The organism is Bradyrhizobium sp. UFLA05-153 (assembly GCF_054185185.1).
Map to the genome: position 1 here is coordinate 54,134 of NZ_JBBIAM010000012.1, position 21,271 is coordinate 75,404.

16 protein-coding genes are annotated in these 21,271 nt (G+C 64.5%); 13 read left to right on the forward strand and 3 right to left on the reverse strand.

What is annotated here, in order from left to right:
* Positions 1-20: 20 nt before the first annotated feature.
* From Q2941_RS09965 to Q2941_RS09975, 3 genes are read left to right on the forward strand one after another with little or no spacing between them, the layout of a single operon-like run.
* A complete protein-coding gene (locus Q2941_RS09965) occupies positions 21-1,931 on the forward strand; it encodes a nucleoside-diphosphate sugar epimerase/dehydratase (RefSeq protein ID WP_027528592.1) in 1,911 nt (636 codons plus the stop codon).
* Between the two features lie 2 nt (positions 1,932-1,933).
* The gene (locus Q2941_RS09970; protein WP_027528593.1) at positions 1,934-3,154 is read left to right on the forward strand and encodes a glycosyltransferase family 4 protein; all 1,221 of its coding nucleotides are present in this window, start codon (positions 1,934-1,936) and stop codon (positions 3,152-3,154) included.
* Positions 3,151-4,098 carry an NAD-dependent epimerase/dehydratase family protein gene (locus tag Q2941_RS09975; protein ID WP_027528594.1) on the forward strand — a complete coding sequence of 316 codons (948 nt, stop codon included), beginning with the start codon at positions 3,151-3,153 and terminating at the stop codon, positions 4,096-4,098. Before Q2941_RS09970 ends, Q2941_RS09975 begins: the two co-directional genes overlap by 4 nt.
* Before the next feature lie 18 nt (positions 4,099-4,116).
* On the opposite strand, the gene Q2941_RS09980 is transcribed toward Q2941_RS09975, so the two are convergent.
* Together Q2941_RS09980 and Q2941_RS09985 are read right to left on the reverse strand one after the other, a co-directional pair.
* A complete protein-coding gene (locus Q2941_RS09980; RefSeq protein WP_035665468.1) occupies positions 4,117-5,112 on the reverse strand; it encodes an MraY family glycosyltransferase in 996 nt (331 codons plus the stop codon).
* Positions 5,113-5,147: 35 nt separating this feature from the next.
* Positions 5,148-6,107: a lysylphosphatidylglycerol synthase transmembrane domain-containing protein gene (locus tag Q2941_RS09985; RefSeq protein ID WP_027528596.1), complete on the reverse strand. Its 960-nt coding sequence runs from the start codon at positions 6,105-6,107 to the stop codon at positions 5,148-5,150.
* Between the two features lie 185 nt (positions 6,108-6,292).
* On the opposite strand from Q2941_RS09985, the gene Q2941_RS09990 reads away from it, so the two are divergent.
* The 10 genes from Q2941_RS09990 (at position 6,293) to Q2941_RS10035 (ending at position 19,812) form a co-directional block, all read left to right on the forward strand.
* A complete protein-coding gene (locus Q2941_RS09990; protein ID WP_458192366.1) occupies positions 6,293-7,279 on the forward strand; it encodes an NAD-dependent epimerase in 987 nt (328 codons plus the stop codon).
* A 7-nt stretch (positions 7,280-7,286) separates the two neighbouring features.
* Positions 7,287-8,699, forward strand: a complete 1,413-nt coding sequence (locus Q2941_RS09995; protein ID WP_027528598.1) for a mannose-1-phosphate guanylyltransferase/mannose-6-phosphate isomerase — start codon at positions 7,287-7,289, stop codon at positions 8,697-8,699.
* Between the two features lie 181 nt (positions 8,700-8,880).
* Positions 8,881-9,885, forward strand: coding sequence for a Gfo/Idh/MocA family oxidoreductase (locus Q2941_RS10000; protein WP_458192335.1), 1,005 nt, complete (start codon positions 8,881-8,883; stop codon positions 9,883-9,885).
* A 52-nt stretch (positions 9,886-9,937) separates the two neighbouring features.
* A complete protein-coding gene (locus Q2941_RS10005) occupies positions 9,938-11,089 on the forward strand; it encodes a DegT/DnrJ/EryC1/StrS family aminotransferase (protein WP_027528600.1) in 1,152 nt (383 codons plus the stop codon).
* Positions 11,090-11,310: 221 nt separating this feature from the next.
* The gene (gene murJ, locus Q2941_RS10010; protein WP_027528601.1) at positions 11,311-12,837 is read left to right on the forward strand and encodes a murein biosynthesis integral membrane protein MurJ; all 1,527 of its coding nucleotides are present in this window, start codon (positions 11,311-11,313) and stop codon (positions 12,835-12,837) included.
* A 1,079-nt stretch (positions 12,838-13,916) separates the two neighbouring features.
* A complete protein-coding gene (locus Q2941_RS10015; protein ID WP_458192336.1) occupies positions 13,917-14,258 on the forward strand; it encodes a DUF1127 domain-containing protein in 342 nt (113 codons plus the stop codon).
* Between the two features lie 305 nt (positions 14,259-14,563).
* On the forward strand, positions 14,564-16,873 hold the full coding sequence (locus tag Q2941_RS10020) for a xanthine dehydrogenase family protein molybdopterin-binding subunit (protein ID WP_458192337.1): 2,310 nt from the start codon (positions 14,564-14,566) through the stop codon (positions 16,871-16,873).
* A 124-nt stretch (positions 16,874-16,997) separates the two neighbouring features.
* On the forward strand, positions 16,998-17,447 hold the full coding sequence (locus Q2941_RS10025) for a cytochrome c (protein WP_458192338.1): 450 nt from the start codon (positions 16,998-17,000) through the stop codon (positions 17,445-17,447).
* Positions 17,448-17,799: 352 nt separating this feature from the next.
* Positions 17,800-19,083 (forward strand): cystathionine gamma-synthase family protein, encoded by a 1,284-nt coding sequence (locus Q2941_RS10030; protein ID WP_458192339.1) that lies wholly within the window; start codon positions 17,800-17,802, stop codon positions 19,081-19,083.
* A 255-nt stretch (positions 19,084-19,338) separates the two neighbouring features.
* Positions 19,339-19,812, forward strand: a complete 474-nt coding sequence (locus Q2941_RS10035) for a VOC family protein (RefSeq protein ID WP_458192340.1) — start codon at positions 19,339-19,341, stop codon at positions 19,810-19,812.
* A 37-nt stretch (positions 19,813-19,849) separates the two neighbouring features.
* On the opposite strand, the gene Q2941_RS10040 is transcribed toward Q2941_RS10035, so the two are convergent.
* On the reverse strand, positions 19,850-21,244 hold the full coding sequence (locus Q2941_RS10040; RefSeq protein WP_458192341.1) for a serine hydrolase: 1,395 nt from the start codon (positions 21,242-21,244) through the stop codon (positions 19,850-19,852).
* Between the last annotated feature and the right edge of the window lie 27 nt (positions 21,245-21,271).

Here is a 21,271-nt window from a genome sequence, read left to right on the forward strand (position 1 = left end):
GGATATTCATCGGTCGGCGGATGACGCGTCTTTCGCATCTTAACTCGCGCAATTTCCTGATCGCGCTCCACGACCTGCTCGCGACCGCGGCGGCGCTGTTTGTCGCGTTCTACCTGCGCTTCGAGGGCGGCGAGCTGTTTTTCGTCCGCCTGCCGCTGCTGCTGAAGATCCTGCCCTGGTTCCTCGCCTTCAGCGTGGTCGTGTTCTTCGTCTTCAACCTGACCACGACGAAATGGCGCTTCATCTCGCTGCCCGATGCGCTGAACATCATCCGCGTCGCGACCGTGCTCACCGTCGCACTGCTCGTGCTCGACTACGTCTTCCTCGCGCCCAACGTCCACGGCACCTTCTTTCTCGGCAAGGTGACCATCATCCTCTACTGGTTCCTGGAGATCTCCTTCCTCAGCGCGCTGCGGTTTGCCTATCGCTATTTCCGCTACACCCGCGTGCGGCGCCACGCCCGGATCGAGGATGCCTCGCCGACGCTGCTGATCGGGCGCGCGGCGGATGCCGAGGTGCTGTTGCGCGGCATCGAGAGCGGGGCGATCACGCGGGTCTGGCCGGTCGGCGTGCTGTCGCCGTCGCGCGCCGATCTCGGACAGCTCATCCGCAACGTGCCGGTGCTCGGCGGCATCGACGACTTCGAGGACGTGATCGGCGATTTCGCCAAGCGCAACAAGCCGATCGCGCGGGTGGTGATGACGCCGTCCGCCTTCGAGCCGGAGTCGCATCCCGAATCGGTGCTGATGCGGGCGCGCCGTCAGGGCCTGATCGTCAGCCGTCTGCCGTCGCTCGAGAGTGGCGATACGCCGCGGCTTACCGCGGTTGCGGTCGAGGATCTCCTGCTGCGGCCGAGCGAGAAGATCGACTATGCGCGCCTGGAAACCCTGATCAGGGGCAAGTCCGTCATCGTCACCGGTGGCGGCGGCTCGATCGGTTCCGAAATCTGCGAGCGTGTCGTCGCATTCGGGGCCGCGCGCCTCCTGATCCTCGAACATTCCGAGCCCGCGCTCTACGCCGTCACCGAAGCGCTCGCCGCGCAAGGCGCCGTTGCGACGATCGAAGGCCGGATCGCCGACATCCGCGACCGCGAACGCGTCATTCGCCTGATGGCCGAGTTCAAGCCGGACATCGTGTTCCATGCCGCCGCGCTCAAGCACGTGCCGATCCTGGAACGCGACTGGAGCGAAGGGGTCAAGACCAACATCTTCGGCTCGATCAACGTGGCGGACGCAGCACTTGCCTCCGGCGCCGAGGCCATGGTGATGATCTCGACCGACAAGGCGATCGAGCCGGTCTCGATGCTCGGCCTGACCAAGCGCTTTGCGGAAATGTACTGCCAGGCGCTCGATCACGATCTGGGCCTGCAGGGCGCAGACAAGTCGCCGATGCGGCTGATCTCGGTCCGCTTCGGCAACGTGCTCGCCTCGAACGGCTCGGTGGTGCCGAAATTCAAGGCCCAGATCGATGCCGGCGGACCGGTCACGGTCACTCATCCCGACATGGTCCGCTACTTCATGACCATCCGCGAGGCCTGCGACCTCGTGATCACGGCTGCGACCCACGCGCTCGGGGCCGAGCGCTCGAACGTCTCGGTCTACGTGCTCAACATGGGCCAGCCGGTCAAGATCGTCGATCTCGCCGAGCGCATGATTCGCCTGTCCGGCCTGCAGCCCGGCTACGACATCGAGATCGTGTTCAGCGGCATGCGGCCCGGCGAACGGTTGAACGAGATCCTGTTCGCGACCGAGGAGCCGAAGGTCGAGATCGGCATTGCCGGCATCATGGCGGCGCGGCCCAACGAGCCGCCGATGCTGACCTTGCGCAAATGGATCTCCGCGCTGGAGCAGGCGATCGCGCGCGACGATCGCGCCACCATCAGGACCATCCTGAAGGACGCGGTTCCGGAATTCGGGTCGACTGCGGCCTGACCATGCAGCCTCAAGGCAAGATCGTCGTCGCGAGCCAGCATTATCCGCCGGATCCCAGCACCACGGCGGCGATCATGGCGGAGATTGCGTGCCGCCTTGCCCTGGGCCATGAGGTCGTCGTGCTGTCCGGCACGCCCGGCGAGTTGCCGGCCTCTCAGATCGGACCGGGCAAGCCGCGCGTCATTGCCGTCAAGAACCGGATGACCGGAAAGGCGGCGCTGGTGCGGCGCGCTCTTGCCGAGATCCTGTTTGCGCTGCGCACCTTCTTCGCGTTGACGAAAGTGTTGAAGCGCGGCGACGTGGTGCTCACCGTGACCGCGCCGTTCATGCTGCCCTATGCGGTTGCGGCGGCCGCAAGGTTGAAGGGCGCGCGCTCGGCGCTGATCATGCACGATCTGTTTCCCGACGTGCTGGTGATGGCGGGCCTGCTCAAGCCCCGCTCGATCGTGACCCGCGTGATCCGTGCCGCGAACGCGTTCATGTTCCGCGCGCTCAATGCCGTCATCACCATCGGCCGCGACGCCGAGGGGTCGCTGCTGCGCTACCGCGGCATGACCGCGAACAAGATCCGCTTCATCCCGAACTGGGCGACGCTCGTTCCCGCGCTGCGTCCGGTGACCGTGGACAATGCTTTCCGCCGCGCGGTGCCGGCCCGCTTCATCGTTGGCCTGTCGGGCAATCTCGGTTTCACCCACGATCCGGAGATCGTGTTCGAGGCCGCGCGCCTGTTGCGGCAGGAGACGGACATCCACTTCCTGCTCTCCGGCTGGGGGATCGGCTTCGAGCGGCTGATGCAGTTGCAGGCGGAATCGAACCTGCCGAACGTCTCCTTCGTGCCGCGTGTCGAGGACGCCGAGCTCGAGGCGTTTCTCGCCGCCGCCGACGTCTGGATCATTCCCTATCGGAAGAACGTCGCAGGTGTATCTGTGCCGAGCCGGTTCTATAATCTCCTCGCCGTCGGTCGTCCGGTGCTGCTGGTCTCGGAGCCGGAGGCGGAGGCCGCATTGACCGTGGTCGAAAACGGGCTGGGCTGGGTGGTGGCGCCGGGCCGGCCCGAGGAGCTGGCGGATGCGATCCGCGCGGCGGCCGGCGCAGATGCCAAGGCCATGGTGGACCGGGCGGTGAAGGCCGCCGCAAAATTTGATCGCGCTACGGCCATGGATGCCTATGCTGGCGTGATCGACGAATTGTTGCGCAATCCGGAACTGGCGGGGCAACGATGAGCGAGCGAAAGCCTGTTGTGCTGGTGACGGGCGCCAGCGGCTTTGTTGGCCGTCACGTCGCCCCCGCCCTTGTGGAGCAGGGATGGTCGGTGCGTCGCGCGGTGCGCAGCCCCGCGCGGCTGGGTGACGAGGTCGTCATCGAATCGATCGGTCCCGAAACCAACTGGCAGGCCGCGCTCGACGGCGTCGATGCCGTCGTCCACCTTGCCGCCCGCGTCCACCACAAGCACGAGGAGCACGCGGTCCAGCTCTATCGCAACGTCAACATCGCCGGCACCCTGCATCTGGCGCGATCAGCGGCCGCGGCCGGCGTGCGCCAGTTCATCTTCATCAGCACCGTGCTCGTGCACGGCCGCAGCAACGAGGGCCGCGCGCCGTTCAGCGAGGACGATGTCCTGACGCCGCGCGGGCTCTATGGCATGTCCAAGGCGGCCGCCGAAGCAGGGCTCAAGACGCTGGCGCGCGACAGCGAGATGAAGATTTCGGTGATCAGGCCGCCGCTGGTCTATGGCGCCGGCGCCAGGGGAAATTTTGCGCTGCTGAGCCGGGCGGTCAATCTCGGATTGCCGCTGCCGTTCGCCGCGATCCGCAATCAGCGCGCTTTCCTTGCCGTGCAAAACCTCTCGTCGTTCATCCGGCGCCGGCTCGCCCATCCCGATCCCGCGAGCAATTTCGAGATCTTCCTGATCGCCGACAGGGAACAGGTCTCGACGCCCGAATTCATCGAGAGGCTGGCCAAGGCCGCGGGCAAGCGGCCCCGGCTGTTCGCGGTCCCGCAGGATCTCCTGGGCTCGGTTCTCGGGGTCGTCGGCCGCCAGGACACCCATGACAGCCTGATCGGCTCGCTCGAGCTGAATGTATCGAAGGCGATCGCGACCGGCTGGCGGCCGGAGGTGTCGCTCGACGAGGGGCTGCGACTGGCATTGTCGGCTCAGGACGCCTGACCAGCCGCCGCCGGCGCGTCAGCCCGTCCGCACCTGAGAAAACCTGCGCAGCACTAAGCCGACCGCGATGGCGCCCGCAAGCAGCGCCAGCGTCGTGACTGTCATCGAAGTCGCCTTGATCGTGATGAGGGCGAGCAGCGCAAGCAGGAGATTGAGTGCGAACACCTCGCTGACCACGCGGGACACGGTGAAGCCGTTGTCGGTGGCGCGCTGATAGAAATGCGAGCGATGCGCCGACCAGAACGGCTCGCGCCGGGCAATGCGCCGGAACAGCGTGACGGTGGAATCCGCAAGATAGTAGGCCGGCAGCAGCAGCGCCGCTGCGATTTGCTGGTGCCAGGCAAGCCCCAGCAGGCACCAGCCGAGCAGGAGCCCTATCGGCAGGCTGCCGACGTCGCCCAAAAATACCTTTGCGACGGGCCGGTTGAACGGAGCAAATCCGACCATGGCGCCGCACAGTCCCGCCGCGACGAGCGAGGCCGGCAACGGCAGCTCGCCGAGCCATCCAAGCAGGGCGAGCGCGGCGGCGACGGGGACCACCTCCGACACCGTCATCAGATCGAGCCCGTCCATGAAATTGACGAGGTTCACGAACCACACGCCTGCGAGCAGGATGAGACCGCGCTCGAGCGCCAGCGGCAGCGCCGGGACGATCCGGAGCGCATCTGATGTCGTGAAAACGACGGCTCCAACGGATGCAGCTTGGAGCACGAGCCGAAGCAGGACGGGGAGGGGTTTGATATCATCGGCAAGGCCGACCAGCGCAATCACCACCGTGGCCGCGATCAAAACCAGCGGAATGGATGCATTCAACCAGGCGGCCCAGAGCGAGGCGACCAGCAGGGTGGCCGCGACGATTGCGATGCCGGCACCCTGCGGCGTCGGAATCCGGTGCGAGGAGCGCGCGTTTGGCCGAGCCAGTGCATAACGTTGCAACAGGGGCATGCTCCGCCAGGTGATGCAGGCCGAGAGCAGCGCGGCCAGGGCGGCAGGTAGGAGGGCGAGCAGAAACATCCCCAGCGCCGTCGCAGGTCCGGAAACGAAGGTGCTCACTCCGGCACCCCTATCGGGGCCGATCCCTGCTGAGCCTTCTCCGCGCTGAAGATCCAGACCAGTCCGCCGAATGCGCCGACGATGAACGACACGGCACCATACAGCAGCGAGACGTTGACGCCCTCATTGGCGGCAAGGCCCGCAAAGCCGAAGGCGAGGCCCATGGTCGCTTCGCGCACGCCCCAGCCGGCAATCGAAATCGGCACCATCGTGATCAGCATCACCGGCGGAATGAGCAGGAAGGTCTCGCCGAAACTGACGGGCGCTGCGATCGATTGCACGACGCACCAGGCGATCACGACCGCCAGCACGTGAACGAGAAGCGACAGGACCGCGACGATCGGCCCGCGCGAACGGTTGAAGATGGCGCGGTTGGCGATCACCGCGCAGGCATGAATGTGGTGGGTGGCCCACCAGCGCTTCAGCCATGGCCAGTTCAGGGCCCCGAGCAGCAGGAAGCCGAGGCCGGCCGCGAGCGCCGCAAAGTCCAGCAGTAACAGCGCCGAGCGTCCCTGCGCATCGTTGATGAGGCGATAGCTCCAGGGCAGGCTGGCGACGATGACGATCGCGAGCGCGATCAGTCCGATTGCGCGATCGACAAAGATCGAATAGGTCGCCGCGCGCCAGCCGGCGCCGGCGCGCGCGACGAGCCAGAGACGGACGGCATCGCCGCCGATCGCCGAGGGCAGGGTCTGGTTGAAGAAGGTTCCGATCACATTGTAGCGCATGGCGCGCTCGAGCTCGAGCGGCGCGCCGCACTCCGCGCTGATCTCGCGCCAGCGCAGCACGCCGACGAAGATCTGGAGGAACGTCACCGCGATCGCGAGGGCGATCCAGTACAGGCTGCTCACGGTGAAACGCGAGAACAGATCGGACGGATTCACCTTGCGCAGCGCCAGATAGAGCAGCGCCCCGGAAACGATGATCTTGGCCGCAGAAAGCAGGATTCGGCGCATCTCGCCCGCGTTTGAACAGGGGGTTTCTTCAGACTTGGCGTAACCCGACGCCCTGCGCCGAATTTGGCCGCTGTGGTATGGTCTTGGCGCCGATCTTGCAATAGCTGTCGTGAGGGGGGCGGTAGCTATTGCCGCCCCCTCGACGCGGCGGCTAAAGAGGGGGCAGCGGACGATTTGGGAACATGATGGCAGATCAGTCAATTTTGGTCACGGGCGCGGCCGGCTTCATCGGCTTTCACGTCGCCCGGCAGCTTCTGGCCGAAGGCCGGCCGGTCGTCGGGCTCGATAATCTCAGCAACTATTACGATCCGACCTTGAAGCGGGCGCGGCTGGACGTGTTGCGGGACGCCGGCTTTTCCTTTGTCCAAGCCGATCTCGCCGATCGCGACACGATCGCGAAACTGTTTGCGCAGCACCGGTTCGCGACCGTCGTGCATCTCGCAGCCCAGGCCGGCGTGCGCTACTCAATCGAGCATCCGCAGACTTACGTCGATTCCAACCTTCAGGGCTTCCTCAACGTGCTCGAGGGTTGCCGGCACAATGGCTGTCGTCATCTCGTCTATGCATCGTCATCCTCCGTTTACGGCGCCAACACAAAACTGCCATTTGCCATCGAGGACAGAACGGACCATCCCGTCAGCTTCTACGCCGCGACCAAGAAGGCCAATGAGGTGATGGCGCAGTCCTACAGCCATTTGTACCGCCTGCCGGTCACGGGCTTGCGCTTCTTCACCATTTACGGCCCGTGGGGACGGCCCGACATGGCCATATTTCTGTTCGCAAACGCCATCATGGAGGGCAGGCCGATTCGGCTCTTTAACCATGGCAAGATGCGGCGCGACTTCACCTATGTTGACGACGTCACCCGTGTAGTATCCACGCTGATTGATCGGGTGCCTGTGGATAATCCGGCCGCCGCAAATGCGCCGTCTCGGCTCTACAATGTCGGTAACCACCATCCCGAAGAGCTGATGCACGTTGTCGGACTTCTGGAACGTGAGCTGGGCCGGACGGCGGTCAAGGAGCTGTTGCCGATGCAGCCGGGAGACGTGCCGGCGACTTTCGCCGATGTCGGGGATCTGACGCGCGACACCGGGTTCGCACCATCAACTCCGATCGAGATCGGCGTCCGTAACTTCGTGGGCTGGTATCGCGACTACTACAAGGTTTGAGATGACGATGAACAGACGCATTATCCCCCTGATCATGTGCGGCGGCGCCGGCACGCGGTTGTGGCCTGCTTCGCGCGAGGTACGTCCCAAGCAGTTCTTGCCGCTGTTCGGCAAGCGCTCGACGTTCCAGGATACGCTCTTGCGCGTCTCCGACGGCGCGCTGTTCGATCGTCCGATCGTCATCACCAATGCGGCCTATCGCTTCATGGTGCTGGAGCAGCTCGTCGAGATCGGCGTCGAGGCCGATGTGTTGCTGGAGCCGATGCGGCGTGACTCAGGCCCGGCGATTGCGGCTGGCGCTGCGTTCGCGCAGAGCCGCGACAACGAGGCGATCGTGCTGGCGCTCGCCGCCGATCACGTGGTGCGCGACAATGCGGCCTTCGTCGCGGCGTGCCGGCAGGGCCTGGTTGCCGCGGGCGAAGGGTGCATCGTCACCTTCGGCGTCAAGCCGGAACGGCCGGCGACCGAATATGGCTACATCAACCCCGGCGACGCGGTCGCGGGCGAGGTGCGCGTGGTCACGAAATTCGTCGAGAAGCCGGACGCGGTGAAGGCGGCCGACTACGTCAATTCGGGCTATCTCTGGAACAGCGGCAACTTCATGTTCCCGGCTACCGTGCTGCTCGACGAATATCGCAAGGTCGATGCGACGAGCGTGCAGGCGGTTTCCGAGGCCGTCAGTAACGCCGGCCGCGATCTCGGCTTCGTCACGCTCGAGCCGAAGGCGTTCGCTTCAGCCAAGGCGATCTCGATCGACTATGCGGTGATGGAAAAGACCGCGCGCGCCGCGGTCGTTCCCGTGTCGTGCGGCTGGTCCGATGTCGGCTCCTGGCTTGCGGTGTGGGAGCTCTCGGAGAAGGACGCGCAGGGCAATGCCGCGCACGGCACTGCCGTGTTCGAGGACTCGCGCAATTGCAACGTCACGACCGATTCTGCGCTGGTTGCGCTCGAAGGCGTCGACGATCTCGTCGTGGTGGCGACCGCCGACGCCGTGTTGGTCTCGCGCCAGAAGGATGCCAATGGCCTCAAGCGCCTCGTGACGAGGCTGAAGACGGTGGCCCCGAAGGTCACCGAGGAGCACCTCAAGGTGCATCGCCCCTGGGGCAGCTATCAGTCGGTCGACAACGGCGAACGCCACCAGGTCAAGCGCATCGTGGTGAAGCCGGGCGGACGGTTGTCGCTCCAGAAACATCATCATCGCGCCGAGCACTGGATCGTGGTCCGCGGCGCGGCCCGCGTCACCGTGAACGAGACCGTCAAGACGGTGCACGAGAACGAGTCGATCTACATCCCGATGGGCGCTGTGCACCGGATGGAGAACCCCGGTAAAATCATGCTGGAACTGATCGAGGTCCAGACCGGCAGCTATCTCGGGGAGGACGATATCATCCGGATTGAAGACGACTATCAAAGGTCGTAACCAGCCCTCCGAATCACGTCACCCGGGCTCGAGGGCCGGCCTCCAACTGAGCTAAGGCCCGGGGAACGTGTAATTTTTTGAATCAAATCGTGTCCGGTCTACTGTCTCGGCATTCGCCACAAATGTGGCGCCCGTGCTAGGAGTGGCGCCGGGGATTTGGGTTGAATCGGGGTTCGATCAGATGAGTTCCAAAGGATCTGCACCGGCAAAGGCCGGCTTGCGCGTCGGCGTCATCGGCGCAGGCGTGATGGGCAGCAACCACGCGCGCGTGCTCGCAGGGCTTCCCGGCGTCAGCCTGGTCGGTGTGGTCGATCCCTCGCCGGCGCACCGCGCGCGTGCGACCGAGCTTGCCAATTGCCAGTGCTTCGAGACGCTCGATCAGCTCGTCGCCGAAGGCGTCGATGCGGTGACCGTCGCGGCGCCGACCCATCTGCATCACGAGATCTCGCTCGCCTGCATCGCCAGGAAAATTCACGTGCTGGTCGAGAAGCCGATCGCATCTTCAGTGGAGGAGGGGCGCGAGATCGTCACTGCTGCGCGCGAGGCCGGCGTGACGCTGATGGTCGGCCATGTCGAGCGCTTCAATCCGGCGGTCGCTGCGGTCAAGCAGGCGATCGCGGGCGAGGACATCCTGTCGATCGCGATCACGCGCGTCGGTCCGTTCCCGCCGCGTATGTCGAATGTCGGCGTGGTCATTGACCTCGCCGTGCATGACATCGACCTGATCCGCTGGTTCACCGAGTCCGATATCGTCGAGGTGCAGCCGCAATTGTCGAGCGCGGTCGCCGAGCGCGAGGACATCGCGCTGTTGCAGTTCCGCACTGCCTCCGGCGTGCTCGCCCACATCAACACCAACTGGCTGACGCCGTTCAAGGCGCGCAGCGTCACTGTCGCGACCCGCGGCAAGTACGTCATGGGCGATCTGTTGACGCGCCAGGTCACCGAATGCTTCGGCTTCAAGCCGGACGGCAGCTATTCGATGCGGCATCTGCCGGTCGGTCATGACGAACCGCTGCGCGCCGAACTGATCTCGTTCCTCAACGCGGTGCGCCACGGCGAGACGCCGGCGGTGACCGGCGATGAGGGCGTTGCGAGCCTCGAGATCGCCACGCGCTGCCTGGAGGCGCCGAGCCATCCTGCTGCGGCATCCGCGGCCCGCAAGGGGCCGCGCCGCGCCGCCGGCTGATCCTCATTCCATGCCGACCGCTAAAAACCTGCAAGACATTCAGCAAGGCGCCATGAACCAGCATCTGCGTTCCGATCCCATCCCCTTCATCGATGTCGGCGCGCAGCGCCGCCGGCTCGGCGCTTCGCTCGATGCCGCGGTCACGCGCGTTCTCGACCATTGCCAGTTCGTCAACGGCCCCGAGGTGACCGAGCTCGAGAAGCAGCTCGCGGCCTATTGCGGCGCCAAGCATGTGGTGGGCTGCGCCAGCGGCACCGATGCGCTGCTGATGGTGCTGATGGCGAAGAACATCGGGCCCGGCGATGCGGTGCTGTGTCCGTCGTTCACCTTCATTGCAACCGCTTCGCCGGCGGCGCGCACCGGCGCTACGCCGGTCTACGTCGATGTGGATGAGGCGACCTTCAACATGAGCGCCGAATCCCTGAAGCGCGGCATTGCGACCGCCCGGAAGGCCGGCTTGAGGCCTGTAGCGGTCATTCCGGTCGACCTGTTCGGACAGGCTGCCGATCACGACGCCATCGCCGCGATCGCGAAGGACGAAGGCCTGTTCGTGCTCGACGACGCCGCGCAAGGTTTCGGCGCGAGCTACAAGGGACGCAAGCTCGGCACGCTGGCGCTGGCGACCACGACCAGCTTCTTCCCGGCAAAGCCGCTCGGCTGCTTCGGCGACGGCGGCGCGATCTTCACCGACGATGACGAGCTAGCGCATACGCTGCGCAGCATTCGCGTCCACGGCCAGGGCGCGGACAAATACGACAACGTGCGTCTCGGCCTGACTGGACGGCTCGACACCATGCAGGCCGCCATCCTGATCGAGAAGCTGAAGATTTTCGACGACGAGATCGCGGCGCGCAACAAGGTGGCCGAGCGCTACGCGCGCGGGCTCAGCAATGTGGTCACCGTGCCGCGGCTCGCGCCCGGCTGCACCTCGGTCTGGGCGCAGTACACCATCCGCCTGCCCAAGGGAACGGACCGCGACGGCTTTGCCGCCGCACTGAAGGCCCAGGGCGTGCCGACCGCGATCTACTATGCGAAGTCGATGCACCAGCAGACCGCCTACAGGCACTATCCGGTCGCCGACGGCGGCCTGCCGGTCTGCGAAAGCCTGTCGGAGGACGTCATCAGCCTGCCGATGCACGCTTATCTCGACGAGGCGGCCCAGGAGCGAATCATCGCGGCCGTGCGCGGCGCGATTTCAACCTGATTTCGTCGTTTTTACCTCTCCCGCTTGCGGGAGAGGTCGCGCCGAAGGCGCGGGTGAGGGCTCTGTCCTCTTGGGGGTTCTCGATTGTGGAGACACCCTCTCCCCAACCCTCCCCCGCAAGCGGGGTAGGGGGCGAACCTTCGTTGCGGTTTCACCTAGACCTAATCCCGCCATGCTGTAGAGCCCTTATCGATTGACCGATTAGTCTCTAGAACAGGCGCATGCTTGGACGCATCTTCACAGTTGGCGGCTATACGCTGCTCTCGCGGCTGACGGGGTTTGCCCGCGACATCATGCTCGCGGCGATCCTGGGTGCCGGCCCCGTTGCCGACGCCTTCTTCGTGGCGCTGCGGCTGCCCAATCACTTCCGCGCGATCTTTGCCGAAGGCGCCTTCAACGCCGCCTGGGTGCCGGCCTATGCCCATGTCCATGGCGAGAAAGGCGAGGCGTCGGCAAAGCTGTTCGCCGACCGCATCTTCACGCTGCTGCTTGCCTCCCAGCTCGTGCTCCTGGTCGTCGCCTTGCTGTTCATGCCGCAGGCCATGAGCATTCTGGCGCCCGGCTTTTCCGAGGACGCCGAGCAGCGCAAGCTCGCGATCGAACTGACCCGGATCACTTTTCCTTATCTCCTGCTAATCACGCTGGTGACGCTCTACGGCGGCATGCTCAACGTGATGCAGCGCTTTGCAAGCGCCGCGGCCGCGTCGATCTTCCTCAACGTCTCGATGATGATGACGCTGGCACTGGCCGCCTGGTTTCCCAGCGCGGGGCACGCCGCCGCCTGGGGCGTCCTGATCTCGGGTTTCCTCCAGTATTTCCTGCTCGCCGGTGATCTCGCGCGTCATGGCGGCTTGCCGCGCTTTGCGCCGCTGAGGCTCGACGAAGATGTCCGCGGCTTCTTCAGGGCGCTTGGACCTGCGACGCTGGGCTCGATGGGCACGCAGGTCGCGCTGTTTGCCGACACCATCATCGCGACCTTCCTGCCCGCAGGCGCGCTGTCGGCGCTCTACTATGCCGACCGTCTCAACCAGCTCCCGATCGGCGTCATCGGCATCGCCATCGGCACCGTGCTGCTGCCGGAGATGTCACGGCGGATCACGGCCAACGACCACGACGGCGCGATGAAGGCGCAGCGCCGCGCGTTCGACTTCACGCTGCTGTTCTCGGTGCCCTTCGTCGCGGCCTTCATCACCGTGCCCGAGGCGATCATGCGTGCGCTGTTCGCCCGCGGCGCGTTCTCGAAGGCCGATGCCGCCGCCGCGGGTGCCACGCTCGCGGCCTATGCCATCGGCCTGATCCCCTTCGTGCTGATCCGCAGCGCGGTCGCGACCTTCTACGCGCGCAAGGATACGGCGACGCCGGTCCGCGCCTCGCTGACCGGTATCGCGGTCAACGTCGCCCTGAAGGTTGCCTTGATGGGATCGCTCGCCCAGATCGGCCTGGCGCTGGCAACCGCCGTTGGTGTCTGGACCAATCTGCTGCTGGTGCTCTTTTTCGCGGTGCGACGAGGCTTTCTCGTGCTTGACCGCGCCTGGCTGTTGTCGCTCGTCAAATTCCTCGTGACCGGCATCATCCTGGCCGCCGCCTTCTGGCTGATCGCGCGCTTCGGCGGCGCTTATCTTGCCTCGATGCACTTCCACGATGAATTGACGCTGGTCCTGCTGGCCGTCGGTGGCACGATCGTCTACGCGCTCGCGATCCTTGTGCTGTTTGGCCGCCGCTGGCTAGTCTCGCTGGTGCGCGGCTAGGCGTGTATCAATAAGTTCGTCCCGTCCGATCTACCGGCCGTTAGGATAGACGCATGTCCAACGACACAGACGTACCTTCGCGCCTGTTCTCGATTGATCCTGCCACAGACGCCGCGATCGGACGTATGACGCGACGCGACCACTGCGCTTGCTTGGCGGTGAGGTCAAAGAAGGGCGTGCCCTTTGTTCCGAACATTCATGCAGAGGCACAAGACCGGAGCGTAGCGGGCTGGGGGCAGGTCACGAATTTGATCGAGCAGCTTGCACGAACGGCCGCTTCAATCCTGGAGCCATCGGCGCAAATCCCTTGGGAAGACTGGATGCGTGTCATCACGCTCCCGCCTCAAGTGGCGTCTCTAACCAATGTAGTGGGAATACGCCTTTATGGTAGCCATCTGCGAAGACTTCCCCCGGAGATCGGACGGATGACGTCGCTCCGAGAATTGGACATCTACACGTCTTATTCGCTGCATTGGCTACCTTACGAAGTCTCACGATGCGCAAACCTGAGCGTAAGCAGGATGAGCACTCGCGCGCTCTACGGGAATAAGAAGACGGGACTGCCATTCCCGCGACTTTCAGGTCCGATTGAGGCTATGCTCCCTACGACCTGCAGCGTTTGCGATCAGCCATTCGGTGAAAGAACCCCGCAGCTTTTCTGGACAACTCAGCGGGTTGGCACGGATGACGTTCCCCTCCTAGTCCATAGTTGCTCGAGCGCCTGCGTCGATTTGATCCCATCCGCGCCGTTCGGTTTCTTCGAGCGTCCCCACAGGGGTGGCGGTGGCATTGGAATGCCCATCGCGTAGGGGCAATTCGGCGGAGCGGGGCGCTCGCCTCTAGGATGCGCCCTACTTCCGCACATCCCTTGATTTTGCCCGATCGCCGTGGTATTGGCGCCTCATGAACACAGTAGTGCGCAACGTCAACTTCAAGCACATGACCCGCTTCGGCTGGGCCGTGGAAGGAGTCGCGCGCTAAGAATTCGACGACGACATCTTTTCACCAGGCCCCGCCGGCATCGGACGGGGCCTTTTGTTTGGCCACGCTCCCTGCCGGCACAACAGCAGGAGCATCCGATGCCACCCCAACAGACGAACATCACATCCGGGACCGAGCGCGATGCCGCAGCGCCCGGCCTCAATGCGTCCATTGCAGTGCCGGACGACACTTTGTCGGAAAAGGATGCTGCTGGACGAGCGGCCGCAGCGACAGGGAGCGCCTTAAGCCTGCTCAAGCGATATTGGCGTGAGTTTCAGGAGCGGCGCCAGCGCCAGAGCTTGCGAGCCACCTTGCAGGACCTGAGTGACAGGGAACTGATGGATATCGGCTTGACCCGCAGTGAGATTGACTTCCTCACACCTGAACGGGCTATCGATACGCTTAGAGATAGCACGAGGTATCTATGGGGCCGGATGTAACGGATCAACCGTCAGAATCGGACATGCGCTTCGCGAACAAGCACGTCCGATTCGGCTACCGAAAGCTTTGCGTCGATCGGTTTCGCCAAGTTGGAAAGGGACGCCTGGAGAAGCGCCCTGTATCGACGCTGTCTCGCGGCGTTGTCGGTCCTCTACCTCGTGACTCCCGGCCCCGCCCCCGCCATCCGCGCGGGCGGGGAGCGCTTTTCCCGGCCTGCGGCCATCATGCATGGCTAAAGCCGTTTGCGCTGCCCGCCGATCCGCTGCAATATGCGGCAAAACAACCATGAGGGCATGGAGAGAAAATGGCTGCTCCCATCAAGTTTGGCGTTGGCCAAAGCGTGCTGCGCAAGGAGGATGACGTACTGATCCGCGGCAAGGGCCGCTATACCGATGACTATGCGCCGCAGGCGGCCTTGCGCTGCCTGATGCTGCGCTCGCCGCACGCGCACGCCAAGTATACGATCGATGTGAGCCGCGCCCGCGCGCTGCCGGGCGTCGCGCTGATCCTGACCGCCGACGACGTCGGGGATCTCGGCAATCTGCCATGCCTGTTCAACCTCGAGACCGATCCGTTCACCGGGCCGCCTTACCCGATCCTCGCCAAGGACGAGGTGCGCCATGTCGGCGATTCCATCGCCTTCGTGGTCGCCGAGACCATCGACCAGGCCCGCGATGCGATCGAGGCGATCGAGGTGAAATGGAGCCCGCTGCCGGCCGTGACCGGCGTCGTCAACGCCGTGAAGCAGGGCGCGCCGCAGGTCTGGCCGGACAAGCCTGGCAACGTGCTGTTCGACGTCTCGATCGGTGACAAGGCCGCAACCGAAGCCGTCTTTGCGAAAGCGCATGCGGTTGCCGAGATCTCCATCGTCAATCCGCGCGTGGTCGCGAGCTTCATGGAGACGCGTGCAGCCGTTTGCGAATACGACGCCAAGCGCGACCACCTGACGCTGACGGTCGGCAGCCAGGGCAGCCACCGCCTGCGCGACATCCTCTGCCAGAACGTGCTCAATATCCCGACCGACAAGATGCGGGTGATCTGCCCCGATGTCGGCGGCGGTTTCGGCACGAAGCTGTTTCCCTATCGCGAATACGCACTGATGGCGGTCGCGGCGCGAAAGCTGAAGAAGGCAGTGAAATGGGCGGCCGACCGCTCCGAGCATTTCATGGGTGATGCGCAGGGCCGCGACAACGTCACCACTGCGAAGATGGCGCTTGCCGAGGACGGCAAGTTTCTCGCGATGGATTGCGACCTGATGGGCGACATGGGCGCGTATCTGTCGACCTTCGGGCCCTATATCCCGCATGGCGGCGCCGGCATGCTCCCGGGCCTCTACGACATCCAGGCCTTCCACTGCCGCGTGCGCACCATCTTCACCCACAGCGTGCCGGTCGACGCCTATCGCGGCGCAGGCCGGCCTGAGGCGGCGTACGTCATCGAGCGTCTCGTCGATGCCTGCGCGCGCAAGCTCGACATGACGCCCGACGCCATCCGTCGCAAGAACTTCATCCAGCCGAAGGCGCTGCCCTACAAGACGGCCACCGGCAAGGTCTACGACTCCGGCGACTTCGCCGCGCATCTCAAGCGCGCGATGGAGATCGCGGAGTGGAAGGAGTTTCCCAAGCGCGCCAAGGCGGCCAAGAAGCAGGGCCTGGTCCGCGGCATTGGCCTTGCGAGCTATGTCGAGATCTGCGGCGTGATGGGCGAAGAGACCGCCAATGTGCGGCTCGACCCCAATGGCGACGTCACCGTCCTGATCGGCACGCAGTCGAGCGGGCAGGGCCACCAGACGGCTTACGCCCAGATCGTTGCTGAGCAGTTCGGCCTGCCGCCGGAGCGCGTGCATATCCGCCAGGGCGACACCGACGAGATCGCGACCGGGCTCGGCACCGGCGGCTCCGCCTCGATTCCCACGGGCGGTGTCTGCGTGGAGCGCGCCTCGGGTGAGCTCGGCAAGAAGCTGAAGGAGATCGCGGCGCAGGCGCTGGAGGCAAGCGCCGGCGACCTCGAGATTTCAGCCGGCGCAATCCGCATCGCCGGCACCGACCGCTCGATCTCCTTTGCCGATCTCGCCAAGCGCCCCGGCGCCGACCCATCGAAGATGAACGGCAGCGCGACCTTTGCCAGCGCCGACGGCACCTACCCGAATGGTACGCATCTGGCGGAGGTCGAGATCGACCCGGCCACCGGTGTGATCAAGATCGTCAACTACGTGATCGTCGACGATTTCGGCAAGACGCTCAATCCGCTGCTGCTCGCCGGCCAGGTGCATGGCGGCGCCATGCAGGGCATCGGCCAGGCGCTGATGGAGCAGGTGGTCTATGGCGCGGGTGACGGCCAGCTCGTCACCGGCACCTATATGGACTACGCGCTGCCGCGCGCGGCCGACGGTCCGGCCTTCGTGTTCGAGACCCACAACGTTCCCTGCAAGACCAATCCGCTGGGGGTGAAGGGCGCGGGCGAGGCCGGCGCGATCGGCTCGTGCCCCGCGGTCGTCAATGCCATCGTCGAGGGCCTCTGGCGCGAATACAAGATCGACCACATCGACATGCCGGCAACGCCGGAGCGGGTGTGGATCGCCATCACCGAGCACCATCGCCGTCACAGCCTCTAATGCGTGATCTCCGCACGCGGGAATAAAAGCCCGCGGCGGGGTTCTATTCAGGGATGGGCCATGCCTCCCGCTATGCGGAGCATGGCCCTCTCTTGAAACGTCTGCGAGCCCGGAGAAATACCAGATGAAACGGACGATTATTGTCGTGGGCACCTTGTTGCTGGGTGCCGGCGCCGTGATGGCGCAGCAGGAGATTGCCGTTCAGCAGGACAATCTGATGCGCTCGCAGGCCAAGAGCCTGTATGACGTCATCCAGAAGATGTCGAAAGGCAACATTCCCTACAATCAGAAAGCGGTCGACCAGGCGCTCGCCGACCTGGAACAGAGCGTCGCTAAGATCGCGAAGACGTTCGAAGTCAATCCCAAGGAGGATGTGGTCAACGCCACCTACGGTGCCTCGCAAAAGGTCTGGCAGAACAAGGCCGACTTCGATTCCAAGATCCCGCCGGTGCAGAAGGCGATCGCGGACGCCAAGGGCAAGGTCCACAACGTCGCCACCCTGAAGGCCGCCTACACCAGCATCAACGACCGCTGCAGCGACTGCCACGAAACCTATCGCGTGAAGTTGAAGTAGCCTGTCGGCCCCGTGCGGGCCGATAGAACTCGTAGCCTGGATGAAGCGCAGCGAAATCCGGGGCAGGTGTCCCCGCATGTCGCTTCGCTCATGCAGTTGCCTCGCTGCGCTCGCAATGACGAGATTGTCGCACACCTCCGCGACACTCTCACTGCCAACGCCCGCGGAGGAAATTCTTTCGAAGGGCCCGGCGAGTCGCTGTCAGCGCGCGAAGTATGCGCTATCCTGAACACCAGCCGCCGCGACGTTGACGATGAGTCGTTGGATGCCGGCGCATCCAATTCCTGACTGCTTTCGATTGCAGGGTTCCAGCGCACGGCGAGGATCCGAATCAAGGACAGCGAGACAGGCCATGGCAAAACCGTTCCCGTCCAAGACCCACATCGGCAACCATATGCTGCATCCGGAAACCCTGATGCTGACCTATGGCTATGATCCGCAACTGTCGGAAGGCGCCATCAAGCCGCCGGTGTTTTTGACCTCGACCTTCGTGTTCAGGACGGCCGAGGACGGGCAGGACTTCTTCGATTTCGTCTCCGGCCGGCGCGAGCCGCCGGAAGGGATGGGGGCAGGCCTCGTCTATTCGCGGTTCAATCATCCCAACAGCGAGATCGTCGAGGACAGGCTCTCTGTCTATGAGCGCACCGAGAGCTGCGCGCTGTTCTCATCCGGCATGGCGGCGATCGCGACCACGATCCTCGCCTTCGTCCGCCCGGGCGACGTCATCCTGCACTCCCAGCCACTCTATGGCGGGACGGAAACCCTGCTGACCAACACGCTCGCACGCCTTTCGATCAGCGCCGTCGGCTTTGCTGATGGCATCGACGAAGGCGCGGTCAGCCAAGCCTCCGAGGAGGCCATCCGAAGGGGCCGCGTTGCGATGATCATCATCGAAACCCCGGCCAATCCGACCAACGGCCTCGTCGATATCGCGATGATCCGCCGCGTTGCCGACGCCATCGGCAAGGCCCAGGGCAACACGCCGATCATCGCGTGCGACAACACGCTGCTCGGCCCTGTGTTTCAGCGGCCGATCGAGCACGGCGCGGATATTTCGCTGTACTCGCTGACCAAATATGTCGGCGGTCATTCCGACCTCATCGCCGGCGCCGCGCTCGGCGCCAAGGCCGTCATCAAGGGCGTCAAGGCGCTGCGCGGCGCCATCGGCACGCAGCTCGATCCGCACTCGTGCTGGATGATCAGCCGTTCCCTGGAGACGCTGAGCATCCGCATGGAGAAGGCCGACGGCAATGCGCGGCTCGTGGCCGACTTCCTGCGCGACCACCCCAAGGTGGCGAAGGTCCACTATCTCGGTCACCACGAAGAGACGTCGCCGGCCGGACGCGTGTTCGCGCGGCAATGCTTAGGGGCGGGATCGACATTCTCCTTCGACATCGTCGGCGGCAAGGCGGCGGCCGTGAAATTCCTCAACGCGCTGCAAATCCTCAAGCTGGCGGTGAGCCTGGGTGGAACGGAGTCGCTGGCCAGCCTGCCTGCGACCATGACCCATTCCGGCGTTCCCGCGGACATCCGCCAAAAGATCGGTGTTCTGGATTCCACGATTCGCCTCTCGATCGGCATCGAAAACCCCGCGGACCTGATTGCTGATCTCACGCAGGCGTTGAGCGTGGCTTAGGCGCGGTGGAGGTGTCACAGCGGATTCGACGTTGGCGATGCACGGGTCCTCGAGCTGGCAATCTAAAGAGCCTGATGGGCCGACGGTAGCTGTTCGACAAAGCCATGGATCGCGGAGGCGGTGGGCGCCGCGCGCGAGTCTGTTCCGAAATCTGAAAGCTGACGCGAGACGGGTCAAGAAATTGCCATTGGCTGCGACGATATCAGGGCGAGGCGGGGATGAACCTGATCGGGGTGGAACTGAAAGGACTCGCGAATGGCAAAGAACACGATTTGCCTCTGGTACGACAAGGACGCCGAAACTGCTGCCCGCTTTTACGCCGAGACGTTCCCCGACAGCAAAGTGAGCGCCGTCCGCCGTGCGCCCGGTGACTATCCATCCGGCAAGGCGGGCGATGTGCTGACGGTCGAATTCACGGTGGCCGGAATTCCTTGTCTCGGCATCAATGGCGGTCCCATGTTTAGACATAGCGAAGCCTTCTCGTTCCAGATCGCGACCGACGATCAGGAGGAGACAGACCGCTACTGGAATGCCATCGTCGGCAATGGCGGGCAGGAAAACGCGTGCGGCTGGTGCAAGGACAAATGGGGCATTTCCTGGCAGATCACCCCGCGGGTGCTGATGGAGGCGCTCGCAGCCGGCGGTGGCGAAGCAAAGCGCGCGTTCGACGCGATGATGGGGATGAAGAAGATCGACGTCGCCGCGATCAAGGCGGCAAGGCGCGGCTAATTTGCGCTTGCAGCTCGCAGGACGCGCTGCGAGCTGGTTACCGCTTTCGCTCGCCCCGCATATCATTGCCGTCCTGATGAAGAACCAGATGGGAGATTTGTCCTGTGTCGGTTGCGAAGAATTCCAGCCGGGCGTCGACGATCTTCGCGGAGAACCTGGTCTGGGACTCGGCAAAGAGCGGCAGCTTGCGCTGATGGGTCGCCTGCGCTGTCAGTTGCTCACCCTCCAGCGTGACGGCGATCGAAAATGTGGGCGTGATCTCATAGACGCCGACATAGGTCGCGAGAATGGCGGGGGCGACCTTGACGCTCGCCCGGACGATCGGATGGAAATCCGGCCAGCCATAGACCGAGGCGATACCGCGCAAGATCTCGTGGGCCAGGACATGGCCGCCTTGTGCATTGGTCATCACGACCGCGCCGTTGCCGCTGCGCTGATAGGCGGCGAGCACGGCTTCGAAACCTGCGTCGATCCCGCCATGCCAGAAGAAGGGATTTTCGGGCGAGCCCCCGATCTCGAAACCGAGGCCATGCTTGCCAATGCCCGCATCGAGCATTTGGCTGGTCATATCGGCTGAGAGCACGTGGTTGGCATCGCCGCGCAGCGAGCGCTGGACCTCGATCGCGCACCGCGCGAGATCGGTCGGCGTCGTCCACAGCCCGGCGGCTGCCATTTCCGGATAGGTATGGAAGCCGCCTTCTATGGGCGCGCCGTCTGCTTTGTAGGGTGTTGCGGCCTGGACGCGCAGCACCACCGGCAGCGGTTGTTCGTAGGTGCTGTGGGTCATGCCGATCGGCGCCAGCACGATGTCGCGCAGCAGTTCGGGAAAGGGCTGTTGCGAAACGTCGAGCAGCAATTGCTGCATCACCGTGTAGCCGCCACCCGAGTATTTCCAACGGCTGCCGGGGACGGCCTCGAGGCGGATGGGAGCAGTGTTGGCGGGCGTCACACCATCGAGAATCTGGACGAGCGTGGGAACGGCTGCACTCGCGGCGTAGCCCGGAAATCCGTGCACAGTGAGTCCGGCGGCGTGACTGAGCAGCTCGCGCAGCGTGACCACGGCTCCCGGTGCGGCCGCGCTCGGCGGAATTGTCCAAGAAGTCAGTGCCTGATTGACGTCCGCATCGAGCGAGAGCTTGGCTTGTTCGACAAGATGAAGCGCAGCCATCGCGGCGACGGGCTTGCTGATGCTTCCGGCCTGGAAGAGCGTCTCGGTCGTGACGGGATCGCCACCTGCCTCGACGACCCCAAATCCCTGCGCCCATTCGATGGTACCCTCATGGATAACGGCAATGCTGACGCCCGGCACATGGTAGGCGGCCATGCGGTCCGCGAGCGCTTGGCAGGCGCGAGGGTCGCCCCGCTCGACCACCTTCGTCATGAGGCGCGCGCAGACTTCGCCGATGCGACGCTGGATGTCGGGCGAGGGCATGGTTTAAGTCGCGATGCTTACGGGGTG

Bases quoted from the DNA above. Each gene is read 5' to 3' on its own strand.
- Q2941_RS09965 (WP_027528592.1), top strand. From the start codon at position 21: ATGACGCGTCTTTCGCATCTTAACTCGCGCAATTTCCTGATCGCGCTC.
- Q2941_RS09970 (WP_027528593.1), top strand. From the start codon at position 1,934: ATGCAGCCTCAAGGCAAGATCGTCGTCGCGAGCCAGCATTATCCGCCG.
- Q2941_RS09975 (WP_027528594.1), top strand. From the start codon at position 3,151: ATGAGCGAGCGAAAGCCTGTTGTGCTGGTGACGGGCGCCAGCGGCTTT.
- Q2941_RS09980 (WP_035665468.1), bottom strand. From the start codon at position 5,112: ATGTTTCTGCTCGCCCTCCTACCTGCCGCCCTGGCCGCGCTGCTCTCG.
- Q2941_RS09985 (WP_027528596.1), bottom strand. From the start codon at position 6,107: ATGCGCCGAATCCTGCTTTCTGCGGCCAAGATCATCGTTTCCGGGGCG.
- Q2941_RS09990 (WP_458192366.1), top strand. From the start codon at position 6,293: ATGGCAGATCAGTCAATTTTGGTCACGGGCGCGGCCGGCTTCATCGGC.
- Q2941_RS09995 (WP_027528598.1), top strand. From the start codon at position 7,287: ATGAACAGACGCATTATCCCCCTGATCATGTGCGGCGGCGCCGGCACG.
- Q2941_RS10000 (WP_458192335.1), top strand. From the start codon at position 8,881: ATGAGTTCCAAAGGATCTGCACCGGCAAAGGCCGGCTTGCGCGTCGGC.
- Q2941_RS10005 (WP_027528600.1), top strand. From the start codon at position 9,938: ATGAACCAGCATCTGCGTTCCGATCCCATCCCCTTCATCGATGTCGGC.
- murJ (WP_027528601.1), top strand. From the start codon at position 11,311: ATGCTTGGACGCATCTTCACAGTTGGCGGCTATACGCTGCTCTCGCGG.
- Q2941_RS10015 (WP_458192336.1), top strand. From the start codon at position 13,917: ATGCCACCCCAACAGACGAACATCACATCCGGGACCGAGCGCGATGCC.
- Q2941_RS10020 (WP_458192337.1), top strand. From the start codon at position 14,564: ATGGCTGCTCCCATCAAGTTTGGCGTTGGCCAAAGCGTGCTGCGCAAG.
- Q2941_RS10025 (WP_458192338.1), top strand. From the start codon at position 16,998: ATGAAACGGACGATTATTGTCGTGGGCACCTTGTTGCTGGGTGCCGGC.
- Q2941_RS10030 (WP_458192339.1), top strand. From the start codon at position 17,800: ATGGCAAAACCGTTCCCGTCCAAGACCCACATCGGCAACCATATGCTG.
- Q2941_RS10035 (WP_458192340.1), top strand. From the start codon at position 19,339: ATGGCAAAGAACACGATTTGCCTCTGGTACGACAAGGACGCCGAAACT.
- Q2941_RS10040 (WP_458192341.1), bottom strand. From the start codon at position 21,244: ATGCCCTCGCCCGACATCCAGCGTCGCATCGGCGAAGTCTGCGCGCGC.